This is a genomic window from Okibacterium sp. AC114 (assembly GCF_979253355.1).
On the sequence record NZ_CEEDBR010000001.1, the window covers coordinates 838,788 to 858,259 of the forward strand.

Below are 19,472 nucleotides of genomic sequence, written 5' to 3' on the forward strand. Positions count from 1 at the left end.
GACTGTTGAGAGGAACCTCATGCGCACCCTGGTGCTGAACGCAGGATACGAACCGCTGGCCATCGTCTCGTTCAAACGAGCGCTCGTGCTGGTGATGAACAAGAAGGCCACCATCGTCGAGATCGATGCCGGCCACCCCGTCTACGGCGCCACCATGGCGCTCGACCGCCCGTCGGTCATCCTGCTCACGCATTATGTGCGCATCCCTCATTCTCGGCGGGTGCCCGTGACACGCCGAGGGGTGCTGCGCCGCGACGGCCAGAAATGCGCCTACTGCGCCAAGAACGCCACCACCATCGACCATGTGCTGCCGAAGTCGCGCGGGGGAGCGGACAGCTGGGAGAACCTCGTCGCCTGCTGCCTGCGCTGCAACAACGCCAAGAGCGACCGCACGCCCGCCGAAATGGGCTGGACGCTGCGCACCATCCCGCGCGTTCCCGTCGGCCCGACCTGGGCGGTGCGCGGCGTCGAGCGGCCGCTGCCGCACTGGGAGCAGTACCTGGGGCAGCGGGCGGCTTAGGTCTCGCCGTTCGCCCTGCGCGGTGCGGGATGCGCGGTTCCTGCGGGCTGCCGCTCGCACCCGAACCGCACACGGTAAAGTGGATGCGGTCAGCCTCTGTAGCTCAATGGAAGAGCAGTTCCGTCCTAAGGAAAGGGTTGGGGGTTCGAGTCCCTCCAGGGGCACCACAGGTTTTTCGTTCAATCGAGACGTAAGCCTTCCCCGCTGTTGGACCTTGGTGCCACGGCTCCATAGGTTCGTCTGCGATGCTGGCGCGATGGATGAGCTTGTCGTGGACTGGGGTGCGCTGTTGGCGCCGGGGGAGCGCGTCGACGTGTCGGCCGGCGTGGTGGTGGCCGTCGTCGTGGCGGCGCTGGTGTTGAGCGTGCCGCGCGTGACGTGGCGGTGGTTCGGGTTGTTCACCACGCTGGTGCACGAGCTGGGTCACGCCGTGGCCGCGGTGGTGACGGGGCGGTTCGTGAGCGGCATCCGGATTCGGGGGGACCATTCGGGGGATACGCGCAGCATGGGGCGGCCCGGGTTCAGCACGGTGCTGAGCGGCGTGATGGGGTATCCGGCGCCGGCGATCGTGGGGGCGGCGCTCGTGTGCAGCGTGCTGACCGGATGGCAGGCGACCGCGCTGTTCGTGGGGGGCGTGGTGCTTGTCGTGACGTTGGTGGTGGTGCGGAACGTGTTCGGGGTGGTCGTGGTGCTGGCATCCATTGCGGTGAGTGCGGCGCTGTGGGTGTGGGGCACGCCGACCGTGCAGGCGTATGCGCTCGTGATCGTAGGGGTGGCGCTGCTGATCGGGGCCGTGCGCGGGTGGGTGACCGTGGCGGCCGTGCATGTGCGGCACCGGGAGCGGTTGGCGTCGTCGGATGCGTATCTGTTGGCACGCAGTACCGGTGTTCCGTCGGTGGTGTGGCTGGCGCTGTTCGCCGTGCTGATCGTGGGCAGCTATGTCGCCGTCGGGGCTGTGTACCTCTCGAACTAGAACGACCGAGAAACGAAACGACGGGCGATGCCGGATGGCACCGCCCGTCGTTCGTGTGAGACCGGTTAGTCGGCCTGAGTCGCTCCGCGCTTGCGGCGGCGGAGGAACGTGAGGCCGCCGAGGGCCATGGCCGCGAGCGAGGCCGCGATCAGGGCCGAGAGAGCGCCCGGTTCGATGCCCGAACCGGAGTTGGCGAGCGAGCCGTCCGAGTTGCGCGGGGCGGAGCCCGAGCCGTTACCCGAACCGCTGCCGGAGCCGCCGGGCAGCGCGCCCGAACCGTTGCCGGCCGGGTCGCCGCCGGTGCCGGGGCCCGAGCCGCCGCCGCCATTACCGCCACCCGGGTTCGGGGTCGGCACAGGTTCGGTGATGACCGCCGGCAGGATCGTCAGCATGCGCACCTCGGAGGCGTCGACAGCGCCGAACGGGTCGGCCGTGCGCACGTACCAGCCCCGCAGGCCCGGCTCGGGGTTCGTCCACGGCGCACTCAGGATCGAGCCGCTCGCGACATCCGTGAACGAGGCGATCTTGTGCGTGGTGAGGATGTCGGCGCGGAACGAGTCGGTCGACAACTGCTTCACGGCGGGCGTGATGCCGAGAGCCGTGTAGGGAACCTCGAAGTCCTGGTGCTGAACCTCGAGCGTGGGGTCGGCCGAGTTGTACTGGTCGAGCGTGGGCGAGTAGGTGCGCACGATCATGCGACCCTGCTCGTTGTCGAAGTGCAGCAGACGCAGGAAGCCCTGGCCGCCCTCGGGCAGGCCCTGGTAGTCGAACAGCATCGAGTAGACGGTGCGGTCGGCGACGCCGTCGCCCGTGTCGTCGAACTGGTCGGTGCGCGTGAACGCGTCGTGGTAGTGACCCGAGAACACCATCTTGACGTTGGGGTTCGTGGCCACGACCTCGTCCTGGATGCGCTGCGGCACCGGTCCGAGGCCACCCGTCGTGAGCATGAACTCGTGCAGGTTGAGCACGGCGACACGCTCGGGGTAGCGGGCGAGCACCTCGTTCAGCCACGCGATCTCTTCATCGGCGGGCGCCCAGCCCATGTAGACGTTGATGAAGTCGATGCCGCCGGCCGAGATGAGGTCGTAGTGGCCGCGGTTGTCTTTGTAACCGCCGCCGTACCAGGGGTTGTTCGCGAAACGCTTCTCGCCGAAGTTGGCCGAGTACTGGGTGTAGTCGTTGCTCTTCTGGTCGACGTCGTGGTTGCCCGCGAGCACGCCGTAGGGCAGGGCCGCGTCGTCGAGCATCGAGTACGCCTTGTTGGCGTTGTCCCACTGGTACTGCTGCGTCGAGTCGTCGACGATGTCGCCCGTGTGGAACAGGTACTGCAGGTTCAACTCGTCGCGCTGGTCGAGAAGGTACTTGTGGATGTTGAGCTGGTTTTCATAGAACTGCGCGTTGTAGTACTGCGTGTCCGACTCCCACGCGAACGTGAAGTCGTAGTCGCTGCGCGGGGTGTCGGCCGGGTTGTTCGGCGTGACGGGGGTGTCGCGCGTCGAGCGGTTCTCGCCCGCGAAGCCCTCCGAGTGCTGCACGAGCACGGTCAGCTGTTCGCCTGTGAGGTGGTCGGCGACGGGAACATCGGCGGTCAGGGTGAAGGGCGCCAGAGCATCGGATGCGGCGGCGGCACCGGCCTGGCCCGTCGGCGTGGCTGCGGCTGCTGCTGCGGCATCCGCTTCGGCCTGCGTCGTCAGGTGCCGGTCGATCTCTTCCCACGCACCCGTCTTGGTGTTGAGCGCGTAGAGGATGACCTGGGCGCCCGGGTTGGCGCTGCCCTGCCAGTCGACGCGCGCGGTGGCATCGGTTCCGGCGGCGGCGGGCACGGTCACGTCGAACAGCTGGTAGGGGAACTCGGCGTCGGAGGACACATCGGCGGTGAGGCCATCCGTGCCGACCAGGTTCTTGAGTTCCTCTGCAGTTAGCGGCTCACGTTCGGTGCGGGCGACATCCGAGGCCGTTCCCGTGGTGCCGGCGTAGCTCTTGACGGCCGCGTCGGTCGGGGTGAGGCGCGTGCCCTCGAGGAAGTCCACGTTGAGGCGGTCTCCTGTCGGGTCGGTGACCTGGGCCTGCAGGGTGACGTCGTCGGCCGTGAGCACGGCTCCGTCTTCGGGGGCGACGAGGCCGCCCGTCGGCTGCTCTTCGAAGGTGGTGAACGACGCCTCGTAGCGTCCGACGTTGCCCACGGCATCCGTGGCCTCGATCATGAGGGCGTGTTCACCCGCGGCGAGGTCGAGCGACGACGTGGTGTGCGGCAACGTGATGGGCTGGCCGTCGAGCGTCGCACGCGTGTCGGCGACACCCGATCCGGCATCCGTGATGTCGCCGTTGATGACGATCTCGCCCTGGTAGGGGCTGCCGTCGACGATGGTCGAGCGGATGTCGGGCACGGTGTTGTCGACGCGCACGCCGCGCTCGAGCACATCGGTTCCGGATGCCGCGCGCACCGTGTGGGCGCCGTCGGTGGTTTTCGTGGTGTCCCAGTTGTAGGCCGCGGCCGTGAAAGCGTCGGCCGGCAGCGCGAATCGCGCCTCGAAGAAGTCGAGCTTGCCGGTCGAGTCGCCCATGTCGAGCACCTTGGCGGGGTCGGTGTAGTTCGACGGCTGCAGCGTGCGGCCGTCGGGCAGCACGAGGCGCAGGCCCCGGATCTGGAAGTCGTCGTTGTTCTCGTTGAGGTCGATCTCGGGCGCGGCCTTCGTGCCGGCCCACACGCTCACGACGAGTTCGTCGCCCTGCACCACGTAGGTGAGGGGCACGGGTGTGGAGATGGTCTCCCAGCCCTCGAAGATGCCGTCGTCGAAGATGCGCAGCACGTCGTCGCCGATGCGCACACCGTTGCGGAAGAACGTGTTCACCTGCGTGGCCTCGAACGCGAAGACGGGCTGGTCGGGCAGCGACGGCGAGGTCGCGACCGGCTTTCCGTCGATACCGAGGTCGATGACGCTCGGGAACGTACGCGTGGCCGCCGAGATGGTCGACGTGCCGCCGAGGAATTCGCCCTCGTCGACGTTGAGGCGGAGCGGCGCCGTGTCGACACCGTCGACGGCGAGGCGGCGGGGTTCGGTGGTCACGCTGTTGCGGCCGTCGGTCGCGGTGACCGTGTATTCGTACCAGGCCTTGCCCGTGAGGTCGGCGGCGGCGACCGTGTGGCGGAAGCGGCCGTCGGCGCCCACCGTGAGGTTCACGGTGCGGGTGTCGGCGTCGATGTCATTGCCGAGGGTCAGTGTCGCGGTGCGCACCTGCTGGGCGTCGGTGATGCCGAGGTCGATCACGAAGTCGGCCTTCGGGTCGATGCTCGCGGGGGTGGCGTCGGCGATCACGGGGGCTGCGGCATCCACGGGCTGGATCATGAGGCCAGCGGGAACCTGATCGGCCGAGACGCGGCCGGGGTTCGCGGCGTCCTGGCCGACGAGGCGCTGCAGGGTGGTGTCGGTGGGCTGCACGGCGTACTGGATGCCGCGGTCGGCCGCGACATCCTTCACGTTGGCGTTCATGTTGTAGTAGGCGCGGTTGATGCCGATGCCCGTCTGCGTGACGATCTGGATGCCGCGGGCCGAGCCGTTGGCCATACCCGCACTCTGGATCTCGACCAGGGATGAGCCGGCCTCGAGGTCCGTGCCGAACTTGGCGTTGAAGTCCGCCGCCGTGAGGGCCTGGTTGCCCGAGTTCTTCACCCAGAGCACGAGCGTCTTACCCGGCGCGATGATGGGGTCGTTCGGGATGCTGGGCCAGCGCACCGCATTGCTGTTCGCCGTCGTGTCGACGGGGTAGAGGTAGTTGATCTCGTAGTCGGCGAAGTTCACGGGCTCGGAGGTGGCGTTGTAGACCTCGATGAACTCGTAGCCGTCGCCGCCGCCCACGTTGGCGGAGTCGGGCAGCAGCTCGGTGATCTGGAGCGGCGCCGTGACGAGCGACGGGTCGGGCAGCGGAGTGGGCGCGGGGCCGGGGGTGGCCGTGGGGGCCGGGGTGGGTGCGGGCGTCGCGGTGGGCGTGGCCGTGGGCGCCGGGGTGGGCGTCGCCGTCGGCGCGGTGGTCGGCGCAGGTGTCGGCGTCGGCTCGGGGTTCGGCGCGCCGCCGACAGCCTCGGGCTTCACGCTTCCGGGCGTCGGGGCCACGGATGTCTCGAGCACGTCCATCGCGGCAACGCTCGGGTCGGCCGGCAGCGCGAAGTTCACGCCGAGCCCGGCCGCCATCGAACCCTTGGGTGCCCAGGACCAGCTCACGGGCGAACCGCCCGACAGCACGCGCACACCGCGCTCGCCGCCGTTGGCGATACCGGCCTGACCGGTGACGCGCACGACCGGGTAGTCGACGGCCGCACCGAAGTGGGCGCGGAACTCGTCGACCGTGCGGGCGAAGGAGTCGACGTTGGTGGCCGTGTAGCTCAGCCAGAACACGACGGTGCCGCCGGCCGGCACGACGGTCGGGGTCTCGACGACGAGGGGCTTGTCGCGCGCCACGTCGGCGGCGTTGGTGAAGCTGTAGGCGAAGGAGTAGCCGCCCTCACCGCCCACCGTCACGGGGGCGTCGGAGACGTTTGTCACCTCGAAGTACTCGAACTCGTCGTAGCCCACGTTGTCGCCGACGATCTCGGTGACGACGAGGGGCGACGCCGAGGCGGCTGCGGCGGCCAGGGCTGCCCGGGCGGCCGCGGAAGAGGCGGGAGCTGCCGAGGCGGGCAGCGCGTCGACGCCGGCGGGTGCGGACGACGCCGTTCCGGATGCCGACGTCGACGTCGATGCCGAAGCCGCCGCGACGGCGGGCAGTGGTGCGGCGCCGATGCCGACGGCGGCCGTCAGCGCGAGCGCCAGCGGCGGTAACAGGGTGCGCGTGGAGCGCGAGAAAGCGGAGGGGGACACAGTTCACCTTCGAGACAGAAAACAAGGGATGTCTCGACGCTATGCATCTCCTGAGAACTCCAAGAGAACGAGAGGTGACGCTTAGGTGTCACCCTTTGGAGGGTGGCGTTTGCCGGAATCCGCCTCCGCCTCCGCCTCAGCCTCAGCCTCAGCCTCAGCGACAGCGCGGTCGATCGCGTCCTGCGCGACATCCGCCGTCGACCGAGCTTCGTCGCTGCCCGCGCGTTCCTCGGCCGCAGCCTCGGCATGCGCCGCTGCGGTCTCTGCATCGATCTTCGCGGCCTCGGTATCGCGGTGCGAAGGAAGTCGTTTCATGATGAGCGAGATCATTCGGCGCAGCGTGAACACGAGCGCGTCGACGGCATCCGAATCGCCCTCGTCGTCGTCCGGCACCGAGCGCGCGGCCGTGCGCAGCGCTTCGAGCGCCTCGAGCGCCTCTTTCTCGGCCTGCTCCTCGTCCTTCTTGTCGTCCCACGCACGGATCAGTACGGCGAACGCCGTGAGGCAGTCGCCGATGGGTTCGCGCACGGTCGCTGGCAGGCTCGCGTGCACGTCGCGCTCGTCCTGAGCGCCCCAGATGGCGGTCTGCAGCACATCGCTGATGTCGACGGTGCTGGCGCTCAGGCGGCGCAGGGAGGTGAGGTCGTCGTAGTCGGTGGCCATGTCGCGGTGGTTCCAGCGCGAACGGGGGTTGATGCGGCGCGATTCGCTCGCATCATCCAGAGCCTCTTCGGCACTGTCGGCCGAGTTGCGAAACGCCTGGCCCTGGCGCTGCCATTCGGTGTGCCCGGGCGGCCACTTCTCGTGCATGACCGAGCCGATGGCCTCGAGGTCGTCGGCGATCATGCGTCGCAGCGATGAGACGCGCGCGGCCGCCTGGGAGGTGTGCAGGGGCGGCACGACGATGAGGTTGATGGCGATGCCGACGCCCATGCCGAGCGCCATCTGCGCGATGTAACCGATCGAGAAGTCTTCGGCGTTCGCGCCGCCGATGACGAGCACGAACAGGGCGGCGATGGGAACATAGTCGCGGCCCGGCCCGAGCCCCCGCAGGCCCCCCACGAGCACGCCGACGCCGGTCGAAATGGGAACGGTGACCCAGCCGGATGCGCCGAATTGGATGGTGACGAACGCGAGCCCGATTCCGAGTGCGAGCCCGGCAACGGTCTGCAGGCTCAGCCGAAGCGAACCCATGAGCGTGGGCATCATGCTGATCAGTGCGCCGAGCGGGGCGTAGTAGGCGTAGTCGCCCGTCTCGCCCGGCAGCTGGCCGCCCAGGAACCAGGCCACGGTCGCCGCAACGGCGCATTTCGCCGCGAGCAGCAGGCGGTCGACCGTGAGGGCCGGGGCCAACACGTTCCACGTCATGCGCAGCAGCCGGGACAACCAGGTCGACGACTCGTCGCTGAGGCGCGACGCGACGGTCTTTCCGATGTTTCCCAGCATTTCTCCATTCTCGCAGCCGACGGGCCTCAAAAACCCGCCACGCTGGCGAAAACCCGCCCCGCCTACCGGGCGACGGCCGAATCAGCGTCTAAGGTGACGGTGTGTGGCGGCTTGACAGGAAACTAGAAGCGGACGGACTGTCCGAGGTATCGGCCGACGCCAAACGCGGCGGCGGCCTCACGGCGACGTCTCCGGGAGGGCTGTCGGCGGGAAGCCCCGACTACCCCGTCGGCAACGTGGCCGATGAGCAACGGCGGCTGTGGCGCGAGCAACTCGCGCAGGTCGGCGGGCGCTCACCCCTGCTGCATTTCGTCGACGCACCGCGCACGCGCATCGAGCTGAGCTCGACGCATCCGGGTGGTCTGCCCCAGTTCATCTCGGGCAAATCGACCCTGCTCTCGAACCTGATTCGGGATGATCTGGCTCTGCGCCGCGCGAAGAGCGCCGCCGAGGTCATCGCGGCCAAGGGTGTCGAATTGCGCACCGTGCGCGGCATCGACTCCATCCACCTGGCCGTCGGTCTGGCCGAATGGCGCCGCGACGGTGAAGAATACTCGGCTCCGGTGCTGCTGCGCCCCCTCGCCATCCGTCGTTACGGCCGCGATTTCGAGCTCAAGCTCACGGGTTCGACCGTGCTCAACCCCGAGCTCGCCCGTGCCCTGAAAGAGCAGTTCGGCATCACGCTCGACGCCGCCGCCTTCGAAGCACTCGCCACCACCAACGGCGTCTTCAAACCGCAGCCCGTGATCGACCGCCTGCGCGGCCTCACCACGCACCTCGACTGGTTCAGCGTGCAGCCGCGCCTCGTCGTCTCGAGCTTCGCGGATGTCGGAACCGCCCTCGTGCGCGACGCCGACGACCTCGACCACCCCATCCTCGACGCCCTCGCGGGCAACCCCGGCGCCCGGCGCCTCGTCGAGGGACTCTTCAGCCCCGTCGACGCCGTCGGCCAGGACGACCGGCCGCCGTCGACCGACACGCTGCTGCTCGACGCCGACACCGAGCAGGAGAACGTGATCGCGCAGATCACGAACGGCCACTCGATCGTGGTGCAGACCCTGCCAGGCACGGGTGGCACGCAGACCGTCGTCAACGCCATCGGTTCGCTCGTGTCGCAGCACAAGCGCGTGCTCGTCGTGAGCGCCCGCCGCTCGAGCCTCGACGGCATCCGCCACCGCTTCCAGAAAGTGGGCCTGCCCGGCCTGACCGTGCACCCGCGCTCCATTCGCCGCGACCTCATCCAGGCCATCACGCGCAACGAGAAGGCCGTCGCCCCGCGCGTCGCCGACGTCGACGACGCGCTCGTGCGCCTGCGCAAGGTGCTGCTCGACTACCGCGGCGCACTCGGCCACAAGAACCCCGCGCTCGGTGTCTCGGTGCTCGACGCCCTCGAGGCACTCACACGCCTGGGCAACCTGGCCGAGCCGCCCGCAACCACGGCGCGCCTCGACCTGATCTCGCTCGAGAAGCTCGCAACGGGCCGCCCCGAGGTCGCTCAGAAGCTCGCGCACGCCGCCGCACTGGGCGAATTCCAGTACGGTCCGGGCGACTCGCCCTGGTACGGAGCCTCGTTCAGCAGCACGCGCGACGCCAAGGCCACGCACGAGCTCGCCAAGAACCTGCACCGCGCCGAACTGCCGCGCCTGCTCGAACGCGGCTACGAACTCATCGGTCAGACGCGCATGCGCCCGTTCGACTCGATCGAAGAACTGGGCACCTATCTGCGACTGCTGCTCGACATCCGCGAGACGCTCGACAAGTTCCAGCCGGCCGTGTTCGACCGGTCGCTCGGCGAACTGATCGCCGCCACCTCGTCGCGCCGCGACGCGCCCGCCATGACGAGCGCCAACCGCCGCCGCCTCAAGAAGCTGGCGCGCGAATACGTGCGCCCCGGTGTGCACATCGCCGACCTGAACGAATCGCTGCGCAACATTCAGCAGCAGCGCACGCTCTGGCAGCGCTATGTGGCCGCCGGTGTGACGCCCGAGGTTCCGCTCGGCATCGCCGACGTGCAGGTGGCCTACCAGCGCGTCGTCGAAGACCTCGCGCGCCTCGACGTCCCCCTCAAGCGTGCCGACGGCAACGATCGCCTGAAGACCCTGCCCATCAAGTCGCTCGTGCGCCTGATGTCGGGACTCGCGGCCGACTCCGAGGTCATGGAGAACCTGCAGGAGCGCACGGCCCTGATTCAGGAGCTGCGCGAAAAGGGCCTCAACCCGCTCATCACCGACCTGTCGGTGCGCCACGTGCCCGAGTCGCGTGTGGCCGACGAACTCGAACTCGCCTGGTGGCAGTCCGTGCTCGAACACGTGCTTGCGACCGACCGCGCGCTGCTCGGCGCCAACACGAGCGTCATCGATCGGCTCGAGGGCGACTTCCGCCTCGTCGACGAAGCGCACGCCTCGGCATCCGGCGCCCTGCTCGGCGCGCTGCTGTCGGACAACTGGAAGATCGGCCTGGTCGACTGGAACGACGAGGCCAACGCCCTGCGCCGCATGCTCAAACAGGAGCGTGTGACCCCCACCATGCTCGAGCAGCAGGCGCCGCACCTGTCGCGCGTGCTCGCACCGGTATGGATGGTCTCGCCCTACGAGGTCTCGCAGATTCCGTCGTCCGTGCGCTTCGACACCGTTTTCCTGGTGGATGCCGGAGCCACGACCCTTGCCGAGAACGCCGCCGCCATCCGCCGCGCCCGTCAGGTGATCGCCGTGGGTGACCCCGTGACGCAGTCGCCGACGCCGTTCGAGATCGCCGTGACCGACGGTCAGGGGGCGCTGGGCGCCTTCGGCGTCGGGCGTCCGGGCACCGGCTCCGGCGCTGCCGGTGCCTCTGGTGCGGGTTCGACCGCTTCCGATTCCTCGGCCCCCGCGAAGACCGGGGCTGCAGGTGCCTTCGGTGCGTTCGGCTCGGTTCGGCGCGACCCGCTGACCGGTGCCCCGGACGCTGCACGCGTCGATCCCAACCCCACGCCCGTTGCGGCTCCCGCCAACGCTGCGCGCGCCGATGCCATCCGCACCGAGGAGCGTCTGAGTGGCGGCTCCGCGACGGCCGGGCGTCCCGCCGGGTCGACGGGTGCGTCGACGGACTCGAGCGAGACGGCATCCGACACCACGTCTGAGGCTGGCTCGGGTTCCGGTTCGGCGTCCGACGCCTCAGGCACCGCTGAAGGCACCGCATCGACCGGCTCGTCCTCGGCCGCCGAAGCCCCGCGCTTCGACGCCGCCAACCGTGCCCCCGAGGTTGCGCGACCCGTCGCCGTCTCGTCGTCGACCGTGCCCAACGCGATCGTCACGGGCACCGGTTCGGACGCCGCATCCGCTTCCGCCTCCGGGCGCAGCATCGGCGTCATGGCCGACGCGCTGCACCCCGAATCGGCCCTCGCCAAACTCTCGGGCCTCTTGCCCACCCTCACGCTCACGCGCAGCTACCGAGCGGGCGGCGAGGACCTGGCGCAGCTCGTGAACCACCGCTTCTACGGCGGCGAGATCGAGTCGCTGCCCTGGGCCGGTTCGTTCCTCGGCCACGGCAGCCTGACGCTCGACTACGTTCCGCGCGGCCACGGCATGCCCGACCCCGAGACGGGCGGCGTGGAGAGCGTCGACGCCGAGGTCGAGCGCGTGGTCAACCTCGTGCTCGAGCACGCCACCGAGCGCCCTCGAGAATCCCTCATGGTCATCACGGCCAGCGATAAGCACGCCGTGCGCGTGCACCAGGCCGTGCTGTCGGCCTTCGCCAAGCGCAGCGACATCGCAGGCTTCATTCTGAAGGAGCGCGCTGAGCCGTTCACCGTTTTGACGCTCGAGCAGTCCGTCGCCGAGAGCCGAGACCGCGTCATCTTCTCACTCGGTTACGGCGTGACCCCGCACGGCCGCGTGCTCTCGAACTTCGGTGCCCTCGGTCGGCCCGGCGGTGACCGCCTCCTCGCGGTCGGCATGACGCGGGCCCGACGCTCGATGGTCATCGTCTCGTGCATCCGCCCCGACGACCTCGACGCCGATCGCATGCAGCACGGCATCGCGGCCCTGGCCGAGATCCTGCGCGAGCCCGACATCCACCGCCCGGCCCCGCCCGTGACGGATGGTGCCGAGCCCATGCTGCTCGACCTCGCCGAGCGCCTCTACCGCAACGGCCTGCAGGTCGAGATCGGCTACCGCGGCAAGCTCGCGCTCGTCGCTTCGTACGGCAACAAGGCCGTGGCGATCGAGTCCGATCCCGAGGTCGCCTCAGACTCTCTGCGCGAGTCGCTGCGCCTGCGCCCCGATGTGCTGCGCCGCCTCGGCTGGCACTACCTGCGCGTGCACAGCTTCGACCTGTTCAGCGACCCGGAAGGCGTGGCCCGCAAGGTCATGTCGATGCTCGGTGCGGTCTCCGAGCCGGATGCCTCGAACCCCGACGATCTCGCCACGGGCCCCATTGCCGTGGTCTCGTCGGGTCGTCACTGAGCGGCGGCACGGCCGTGAGCTCATCGGGCGACGAGCCCCTCGTTCCCGCGCGCGCCGCCGAGTCGCCGGTGCGCCGTGTGGCCGGGTCGCGCCGCGTGGTGCGCCCGGGTAACGAGGCCGCCGACCCGACGCCGCACGACACGACATCCCGGCTCGAAGAGGATGCCGAGACGGGCTCACGGCCCGGAGCCTCGCCCTCGGGCAACGACGAGCAACTGCGCCGCGACAAGCCGCCGCACTGGGGCTGACCGGCAGCCCGCTCGTCAGCGCTTGTCGTGCAGCTGACCTGTCGGGATGCGCGCGTCGTACTGCCGGAAGGACGGGACGGCCCGCAGCAGCACGGCCACGAGCACGATGATGAGCGCGCCTCCGAGCAGCGGCGGCCACGCGATACCCGCGGCCACGACGACACCCGCGTAGAGGTCGCCCAGCCGCGGCCCGCCCGTGACCACGACGATGAAGATGCCCTGCAGCCGCCCGCGCATGCCGTCGGGGGCCGCTGCCTGCAAGATCGTGCTGCGGAACACCGCGCTCACGTTGTCTGCTGCACCCGCCAGGGCGAGGAACAGGGCGGCCAGGGCCAGGGCGGGCAGGATGTCGGGGCTCATGGCATCCTGCATGCGACCGCCCAGCAGGTGCGCGACCGCGATGACGACACCGAAGCCCATGATGGCCGCGCCATACGCCGTGATGGCCCAGCCGACCGCGACACCCTGCCGCCGCACGCGCCCGAGCGGCCCCGAGAAGATGCTCGAGAGCAGCGCGCCGGCCGCGTAAGCCGAGGTCAGAACGCCGACCGTGATGGCGCCGCCGCCGATGACGAGCGCGCCGATGGCGGGGAAGAGCACGCGCGGCTGGCCGAACGTCATGGCGATGATGTCGAGCACGAACGTCATGGTGATGGTGGGGGAGCGGCGCAGGAACCGTGCGCCCTCGACGAGGCTGCGCAGGCCGGGCCTCAGGGCGTCGTGCTCCGGCGCCATCCTGGGCAGCGCCACGATGCCGAGGAACGCGAAGCTGAACAGCACCACGTCGACCGTGTAGGTGGGCGCGAAACCGACGGCGGCCACGAGCACACCGGCGACCGCGGGCCCGAGGGTGACGGCGAAACCCGTGCCGATGCCGCTCAGTGCGCCGGCGGCCGGCAACAGGTCGGTGCCGATGAGGCGCGGGATGATGGCCGAACGGCTGGCGCTCACGACCGTTCCGGCGACGGCGTTGACGGTCACGAGCACATAGAGCAGCGTCACGTTGTCGAGGCCCAGCCAGGCGTGCAAGGCGATGGCGGCGATCGACGCCCACGCCAGCACGGCCGAGACGAGGGCGACGGCCCGGCGGTCGAAGGCGTCGGCGAGCATGCCGCCGTAGAGCCCCGCGATGATCATGGGCACGAGCGCGATGACCCCGACGAGCGCGACGGCGAACGTCGATGCCGTGATGTCGTAGATCTCGAGGCCGACCGCGACGGTGGTCATCTGCGTGCCGATGGCGGCGATGGAGGTGCCGAGCCAGAGCCGGGCGAACGCGGGCGAGCGCCGCAGCGGCGTCAGGTCGACGAAGAGGGCGCGGGCCCGGGCGCGGCCGGTGGCACGTCGGTCGGCTGGCCTGGCCGGCTTCTCAGGATCGCCGACGTTTTCTTCCGGCGCCGAAGGTGTCGACACCGAGCGCTAGTTGTGGGCGCGGGGGTCTTCGCCCTTGTTGTCGGTGTACGTGTCAGCCCCCTGCTGGCGCGCAAGCAGATCGCGGATGTCGGTCAGCATCTCGAGCTCGGTCGGCGTCGCCTTGGCGTCCACCTCGCCGGCCTTCTTCTTAGCGAACGCGGCTTCCTTCAACTTGTTCATCGGCACCACGAGCACGAAGTACACGACTGCGGCTACGAGCAGGAACTGGATGACGGCCCCGATGACGGCTCCGAAGTAGAGCGTTGCGGTTCCACCCGAGGTGGTCGGGATGCTGAGGGGGAGCGCCTTCGCCAGGCTCTCGGCGTTGAAGAGCGCTCCGAGGAGCGGGTTGAACACCGCCGTCACGAGGGCCGTGACGATGGCAGAGAAGGCCGCGCCGATGACGACAGCGACCGCGAGATCCATCACGTTGCCGCGAAGGATGAACTCCTTGAAACCTTTGAACATGAGGGACCTTTCCGTGGGGGCGTCATTCGATCGTAGGGTGGCGCATCCATCGTTCGCCAGCGCTTGCGGATCTCCCACCCGCCGCGCACGCCCGACGGGCGACTTCGCGGGGCAGCGACCCGGCGGGGGAGGAGTGGTCGACCTAGGACGACGACGAGCCGGACGAACCGCTGCCGGACGACGCGCTGCCGGAGCCGGAGGAGCCGGAACCGGAGGAGCCGGAACCCGAACCGGACGATCCCGATCCGGATGTTCCGGAGCCTGAGGAACCGGAACCGGAGGAGCCCGAGCCCGAGCCCTTCGAACCGGAGTCGGACGAGGACGACGAGCCAGGGGCATCCGATTTCGGGATCGACGACGACTTGCCCGAACCCGCGCGCGAGTCGGTGCGGTAGAACCCCGACCCATTGAACGTGACACCGACGGCGGCGAAGATCTTGCGCAGCTTGCCGCCGCACACGGGGCATTCGGTCAGCGAATCGTCGGTGAAGGCCTGCTGAATGTCGAACGCGTTGCCGCATTCGGTGCATTTATAGGAGTAAGTGGGCATGTGCTCTCTTTGGCGCGGGTGCCGGCGAAACCGGCCGGCGACAGAAGGGCAGGCTACGGTGCCTAAAAGTCCAGGATACGCGAGGGCGTGACGACGCCGTTGACGGGCTGGTCGTGCACCTCGCGCGGCAGGTCGGTCAGCACCTCGGCGTCATAGACGACGGCGTAGACGGGCGGGCACTTCTCCATCGAGCCGAGCGTCTTGTCGAAGTAGCCGCGGCCCCAGCCCATGCGCATGCCGCCCTGATCGATGGCGGCGGCGGGCACGATGATGAGGTCGACCTGGTTGATGGCAATGGGCCCGAGCAATTCGCCGACCGGCTCTGGCATGCCGAAGAGGCCCTGCGTCTCGTCGCCCGTCTCGCCGACGGTCCAGTCGAGAAGGCCGTCGTCGCGGCTCACGGGGAACAGCACCCGGATGCCGCGCTCGAGCGCCCAGTTGAGGAAAGGTCGCGTATCGGGTTCGCTGGGCGTGGACAGGTAGCACGCCACCGAGCGAGCGTCGAGGGCCGTCACGAGCGACTGCAGGTGCTCGGTCACGCCGATCGTGGCGTTGTCCTTCTCGGTCTGGGTGAGGTTCTGCCGCCTCTCACGCAGTTCGGCTCTGAGCGCGCGTTTTTGGTGGTCCACCTCGGTTGCCATGCCGACCAGTGTAAGCCGCTCTCACGGATGGTGCGGCATTGACGGATGTCGCACCCCGGCGCAATGCCCTCTAAAAAGTCACCAGGGGCCGCTAGGGTGTTGCCTATGTCTAAGCCTGTCACGAAGGTCGTCATTCCCGCCGCTGGCCTCGGAACGCGATTCTTGCCCGCAACAAAAGCGATGCCCAAAGAGATGCTGCCGGTGGTCGACAAGCCGGCCATCCAATACGTCGTCGAAGAGGCCGTCAACGCCGGCCTCAAGGACGTGCTCATGATCATCGGGCGCAACAAGAACGCCCTCGCCAACCACTTCGACCGCGTCACCGAACTCGAGCAGAACCTCGAGAAGAAGGGCGACCAGGATCGCCTCGACCGCGTGATGGCCTCGAGCGATCTGGCCGACATCTACTTCCTGCGTCAGGGCGACCCGCACGGCCTCGGCCACGCGGTGCTGCGCGGCCGCAAGCACATCGGTGACGAGCCCTTCGCGGTTCTGCTCGGTGACGACCTGATCGACGCCCGCGACGAGCTGCTCAGCGTCATGCTGCACCAGCAGGAGAAGCGCGATGCCACGATCATCGCCCTCATGGAGGTCGACCCCGACAGCATCCACCTCTACGGTGCCGCCGATGTCGAGCCCACCGATGAAGACGGTGTCGTCAAGGTGAAGGGTCTCGTCGAGAAGCCCGCCAAGGAAGATGCCCCCTCCAACCTCGCGATCATCGGGCGTTACGTGTTGAAGCCCGAGGTGTTCGACATCCTCGAAGAGACGAAGCCCGGCAAGGGTGGCGAGATTCAGCTGACCGACGCCCTGCAGGTGCTCGCGGCCGACGACGAGATCGCCGGCGGTGTCTACGGCGTGGTCTTCAAGGGCCGTCGCTACGACACGGGCGACCGTCTCGACTACATCAAGGCCATCGTGCAGCTCGCGTCCGACCGCGAAGACCTCGGCCCCGACCTCAAGCCGTGGCTCACCGAGTTCGTCTCGAAGCTGAGCTAGGCTCCGATTCATCCGTTCCGGCCCGCCGGTGCTCGACCCGTCTGACGTGGTTGCACCGGCGGGCCGTTCGCACCTCACCACACTCCTCTCCAGAAGGGGGCCGTCGTGCCACTCCCCATCCCCACGCTGAGTGACGGGCACGTCAGCATCCGACCCATCCGTGTGCGCGACGCCAAACCGATGGAGCGCCTGCTGCTCGAGAACCGCGGCTGGCTGCAGCAGTGGGAGGCGACGAGCCCCAACGGGCCGGTGGCGTTCGACCTGCGCTCGAGCATCCGAGCCCTGCAGGCCAACGCGCGCTCGGGCAACGGGCTGCCATTCGTCATGGAGTACGACGGCGAGATGGCCGGGCAGCTCAACGTGTCGGGCATCACCTACGGGTCGCTGTCGTCGGCCACGCTCGGCTACTGGGTGGGGCAAGGGTTCGCGGGCAAGGGTGTGACGCCCGCATCCGTGGCGCTGGCCACCGACTACTGCTTCCAGCAGCTGGGCCTGCACCGCATGGAGATCTGCATCCGCCCCGAGAACGGGCCGTCGTTGCGCGTGGTCGAGAAGCTCGGGTTCCGTTACGAGGGACTGCGGCGCCGATTCATCCATATCAACGGCGATTGGCGAGATCACTTCAGCTTTGCGCTCGTGCGCGACGAGATCCCGCAGGGCGTGCTGCGGCGGTGGCGGGCCGGCGCGGTGCCTCCCGGGGCCACGCTGATTTCGGATGCCGACCGCCGCGCGTCCATGACACCGCTCATCCCCTCGCGCCCCTGACTTCCTGACCGGTTCTCGCTGGCCGATTTGCGGATGCCGTCTGCCTCTCGCCGTTCGCGCACACGCGGGTGAGCGGGCCGTTTCGGAACGCCGACCGGCAATCTGGCTCGACTTGGCGTGACACACCGGCGCAATGCGACGAATCGTCGACGCGCGCTCATACCGTGTACGCATGGGTACTGGGTTTCTGAGCGGCGGGGTGGTTCTCGCGATCGCCGCGGCGCTATGGGTGATCTACCTCATGCCCACGTGGGTGCGTCGCAACGAGTACATGGCCACCGAGCGCAACGCCGTGCGCCTGCAGCAGACGCTGCGCATTCTGGCCGAGACGTCCGAGACGCCCGAAGAGGTCCGCGTCGAAGCCACCGCCCGTGAGGTCGCCGAGCAGCAGAAGGTTCTGCGCCGCGTGCAGGCCGAGCAGGCCGAACGCGCCCGCCGCGAAGCCCTCGCCGCCCACAAACAGGCCACCTCGTCGGCCGCCGCGCACATGCGCCGCGCCCGTCGCCGCGCTCGCCTGACCACCACCCTCATTCTTTTCGCCGCGGTTATCGCTGCCGGTGTCGGCGGGTTCCAGGTCGCCGCGGGCGGCTCGGTCGCCCTGCTGGCCTCGGGTTCCGTCGTCGCGGTTGTCGCCGTTCTCCTTCTCGGTCGGATGTCGCGCGTCCGCACCATCGCCGTGCCCGTCGCCGTTCCCGCATCCGCCCAGTCGGCCGCCCAGGCCTTCGAGCCCGTGCAGTTCGAGGATGCCCCGGTCGCCGAGACCGCCGTCGCCTGGACGCCGCAGCCCCTGCCCAAGCCCCTCTACCAGTCACAGGGTTCTGCGGCCGCCGAGGCGATGGCCAAAGCCGACGCCCAGGCTGCGCTGCGACGCGCCGCTATCGCGCAGGTCATGGCGGAGCGTGCCGCTCAGCTGGCGCCGCAGATTCCCACGATCGCCGCACGTTCGACGGTCGACGCCGCCGCTTCGGCCGAAACGGGTTCGCAGGCCGAGACGGGCGCCCGCGCCGCGGTTTCGGGCCAGGAACGGGCCGCAGCAGCATCCGCTTCGCCGGGTGCTCGTGAGGTTGATTCACGGTTCGCCGGAATGGGCATCATCGACGACTCAGAGATCGCCGGACCCGACGTCGCCGCCATGCTGCGCGCGCGTCGCGCGGCGAGCTAACCGACTCTCGAGGCGTGATAGTCTCGTAGAGCTTTGGGCCTATGGCGCAGTTGGTAGCGCGCTTCGTTCGCAATGAAGAGGTCGGGGGTTCGAATCCCCCTAGGTCCACCAGAAGCCACGAAAAGCCCCTCCGTTCGCGCGGAGGGGCTTTTTCGGTCACGGCTCGTAACGCATCGGAGCGTGCATCCGAACGCTGACAAGCCGGACCTCGCAGAGGGTCGAGTTAGGGTGTCAGAGTGCTGACCGCCGGAATAGACCTCGCCGCCGGGAGCGCCGGCACCGCCCTCGCCGTCATCGAATGGGCCGACGACCGCGCCCGTCTCATCGACCTTCGCCTGGGCATCGACGATGGGGCGATCGTGGCCGTCGCCAGCGCGGGCGATATTGCGAAGCTCGGAATCGATTGCGCGTTCGGATGGCCCGACGAGTTCGTGGCGTTCGTCTCCGGCCATGCCGATCTGTCGACACGCGACCCGAGCGTCGACGGCGGGATGGTCTGGCGGCGCACCCTCGCCTACCGCGAGACCGACCGTTTCGCCCACGAGATGACGGGTCGCTGGCCGCTGAGCGTCTCGACGGACCGCCTCGGGCTGACGGCCATGCGCTGCGCCGGTCTTCTTCGGCGTCTGGCGGAAGCCGGAGTCGACACCGACCGTGCGGGGGCCGGCGACATCGCCGAGGTGTATCCCGGGGCGAGCCTGCGGCTGTGGGGCTTCGACACGACGGGGTACCGGCGAGAGCCCGAGCGCCGGCGTGAGCTACTCACGGTCCTCCGCTCGCGTGCCCCCTGGTTTGACATAGCCGAGACGCACGTCGAACTCATGATCGCTTCTGGGGACGCGTTCGACGCAGTCGTAGCGGCGCTCGTCACCCGAGCGGCGGCGCTCGGTCGTTACATCCCGCCGCCGGCAGATGTGGCGGTGCGTGCAACGCGCGAAGGCTGGATCGCCCTGCCCACCGGCGATCTCGAATCGTTGATCGCCTGACGC

The 19,472-nt window shown here is 69.1% G+C and carries 14 protein-coding genes and 2 tRNA genes; 10 read left to right on the forward strand and 6 right to left on the reverse strand.

Translation table 11 applies throughout. The annotated features are described in order from the left end of the window. The first annotated feature begins 19 nt into the window (after positions 1–19). The 3 genes from ACZ6IE_RS04055 (at position 20) to ACZ6IE_RS04065 (ending at position 1,493) form a co-directional block, all read left to right on the forward strand. The gene (locus tag ACZ6IE_RS04055) at positions 20–520 is read left to right on the forward strand and encodes an HNH endonuclease (protein ID WP_077053709.1); all 501 of its coding nucleotides are present in this window, start codon (positions 20–22) and stop codon (positions 518–520) included. 92 nt (positions 521–612) lie between these two features. Next, positions 613–687, forward strand: a tRNA-Arg gene (locus tag ACZ6IE_RS04060). An 89-nt stretch (positions 688–776) separates the two neighbouring features. Then, on the forward strand, positions 777–1,493 hold the full coding sequence (locus tag ACZ6IE_RS04065; protein ID WP_464606882.1) for a M50 family metallopeptidase: 717 nt from the start codon (positions 777–779) through the stop codon (positions 1,491–1,493). A 65-nt stretch (positions 1,494–1,558) separates the two neighbouring features. Here the strand turns inward: ACZ6IE_RS04065 and ACZ6IE_RS04070 are convergent, their stop codons facing one another. Continuing rightward, complete coding sequence (locus tag ACZ6IE_RS04070) at positions 1,559–6,349, reverse strand: lamin tail domain-containing metallophosphoesterase family protein (RefSeq protein WP_464606883.1); 4,791 nt, start codon at positions 6,347–6,349, stop codon at positions 1,559–1,561. An 81-nt stretch (positions 6,350–6,430) separates the two neighbouring features. After that, the gene (locus ACZ6IE_RS04075; protein ID WP_464606884.1) at positions 6,431–7,795 is read right to left on the reverse strand and encodes an FUSC family protein; all 1,365 of its coding nucleotides are present in this window, start codon (positions 7,793–7,795) and stop codon (positions 6,431–6,433) included. A 101-nt stretch (positions 7,796–7,896) separates the two neighbouring features. Between ACZ6IE_RS04075 and ACZ6IE_RS04080 the strand changes: the two genes are divergently transcribed. Then, entirely contained in the window at positions 7,897–12,237 is a 4,341-nt protein-coding gene (locus ACZ6IE_RS04080; RefSeq protein ID WP_464606885.1) for a hypothetical protein, read from the forward strand. Positions 12,238–12,251: 14 nt separating this feature from the next. Continuing rightward, positions 12,252–12,485, forward strand: coding sequence for a hypothetical protein (locus ACZ6IE_RS04085; protein WP_464606886.1), 234 nt, complete (start codon positions 12,252–12,254; stop codon positions 12,483–12,485). 15 nt (positions 12,486–12,500) lie between these two features. Here the strand turns inward: ACZ6IE_RS04085 and ACZ6IE_RS04090 are convergent, their stop codons facing one another. From ACZ6IE_RS04090 to ACZ6IE_RS04105, 4 genes are all read right to left on the reverse strand, one after another. Then, entirely contained in the window at positions 12,501–13,898 is a 1,398-nt protein-coding gene (locus ACZ6IE_RS04090; protein ID WP_464606887.1) for an MFS transporter, read from the reverse strand. Positions 13,899–13,904: 6 nt separating this feature from the next. Further along, positions 13,905–14,366: a large conductance mechanosensitive channel protein MscL gene (gene mscL / locus ACZ6IE_RS04095; RefSeq protein ID WP_464606888.1), complete on the reverse strand. Its 462-nt coding sequence runs from the start codon at positions 14,364–14,366 to the stop codon at positions 13,905–13,907. Between the two features lie 142 nt (positions 14,367–14,508). Next, complete coding sequence (locus tag ACZ6IE_RS04100; protein WP_464606889.1) at positions 14,509–14,916, reverse strand: FmdB family zinc ribbon protein; 408 nt, start codon at positions 14,914–14,916, stop codon at positions 14,509–14,511. Between the two features lie 62 nt (positions 14,917–14,978). Beyond that, positions 14,979–15,557, reverse strand: a complete 579-nt coding sequence (locus ACZ6IE_RS04105) for a 5-formyltetrahydrofolate cyclo-ligase (protein ID WP_464606890.1) — start codon at positions 15,555–15,557, stop codon at positions 14,979–14,981. Positions 15,558–15,662: 105 nt separating this feature from the next. Here ACZ6IE_RS04105 and galU point away from each other — a divergent pair, with 105 nt between their 5' ends. The 5 genes from galU (at position 15,663) to ACZ6IE_RS04130 (ending at position 19,469) form a co-directional block, all read left to right on the forward strand. After that, positions 15,663–16,556, forward strand: a complete 894-nt coding sequence (gene galU, locus ACZ6IE_RS04110; protein WP_079727075.1) for a UTP--glucose-1-phosphate uridylyltransferase GalU — start codon at positions 15,663–15,665, stop codon at positions 16,554–16,556. A 105-nt stretch (positions 16,557–16,661) separates the two neighbouring features. After that, positions 16,662–17,321 carry a GNAT family N-acetyltransferase gene (locus tag ACZ6IE_RS04115; protein ID WP_464606891.1) on the forward strand — a complete coding sequence of 220 codons (660 nt, stop codon included), beginning with the start codon at positions 16,662–16,664 and terminating at the stop codon, positions 17,319–17,321. Between the two features lie 172 nt (positions 17,322–17,493). Next, positions 17,494–18,483 (forward strand): hypothetical protein, encoded by a 990-nt coding sequence (locus ACZ6IE_RS04120; RefSeq protein ID WP_464606892.1) that lies wholly within the window; start codon positions 17,494–17,496, stop codon positions 18,481–18,483. A gap of 35 nt (positions 18,484–18,518) precedes the next feature. Then, positions 18,519–18,594 (forward strand) — tRNA-Ala (locus tag ACZ6IE_RS04125). Positions 18,595–18,719: 125 nt separating this feature from the next. After that, a complete protein-coding gene (locus ACZ6IE_RS04130; protein ID WP_464606893.1) occupies positions 18,720–19,469 on the forward strand; it encodes a DUF429 domain-containing protein in 750 nt (249 codons plus the stop codon). Positions 19,470–19,472: the final 3 nt, after the last annotated feature.

What these genes read in the sequence shown, in the direction of transcription:
- ACZ6IE_RS04075 (WP_464606884.1), bottom strand. Translation starts at nt 7,795, where the DNA reads ATGCTGGGAAACATCGGAAAGACCGTCGCGTCGCGCCTCAGCGACGAG.
- mscL (WP_464606888.1), bottom strand. Translation starts at nt 14,366, where the DNA reads ATGTTCAAAGGTTTCAAGGAGTTCATCCTTCGCGGCAACGTGATGGAT.
- ACZ6IE_RS04065 (WP_464606882.1), top strand. Translation starts at nt 777, where the DNA reads ATGGATGAGCTTGTCGTGGACTGGGGTGCGCTGTTGGCGCCGGGGGAG.
- ACZ6IE_RS04055 (WP_077053709.1), top strand. Translation starts at nt 20, where the DNA reads ATGCGCACCCTGGTGCTGAACGCAGGATACGAACCGCTGGCCATCGTC.
- ACZ6IE_RS04100 (WP_464606889.1), bottom strand. Translation starts at nt 14,916, where the DNA reads ATGCCCACTTACTCCTATAAATGCACCGAATGCGGCAACGCGTTCGAC.
- ACZ6IE_RS04120 (WP_464606892.1), top strand. Translation starts at nt 17,494, where the DNA reads ATGGGTACTGGGTTTCTGAGCGGCGGGGTGGTTCTCGCGATCGCCGCG.
- ACZ6IE_RS04105 (WP_464606890.1), bottom strand. Translation starts at nt 15,557, where the DNA reads ATGGCAACCGAGGTGGACCACCAAAAACGCGCGCTCAGAGCCGAACTG.
- galU (WP_079727075.1), top strand. Translation starts at nt 15,663, where the DNA reads ATGTCTAAGCCTGTCACGAAGGTCGTCATTCCCGCCGCTGGCCTCGGA.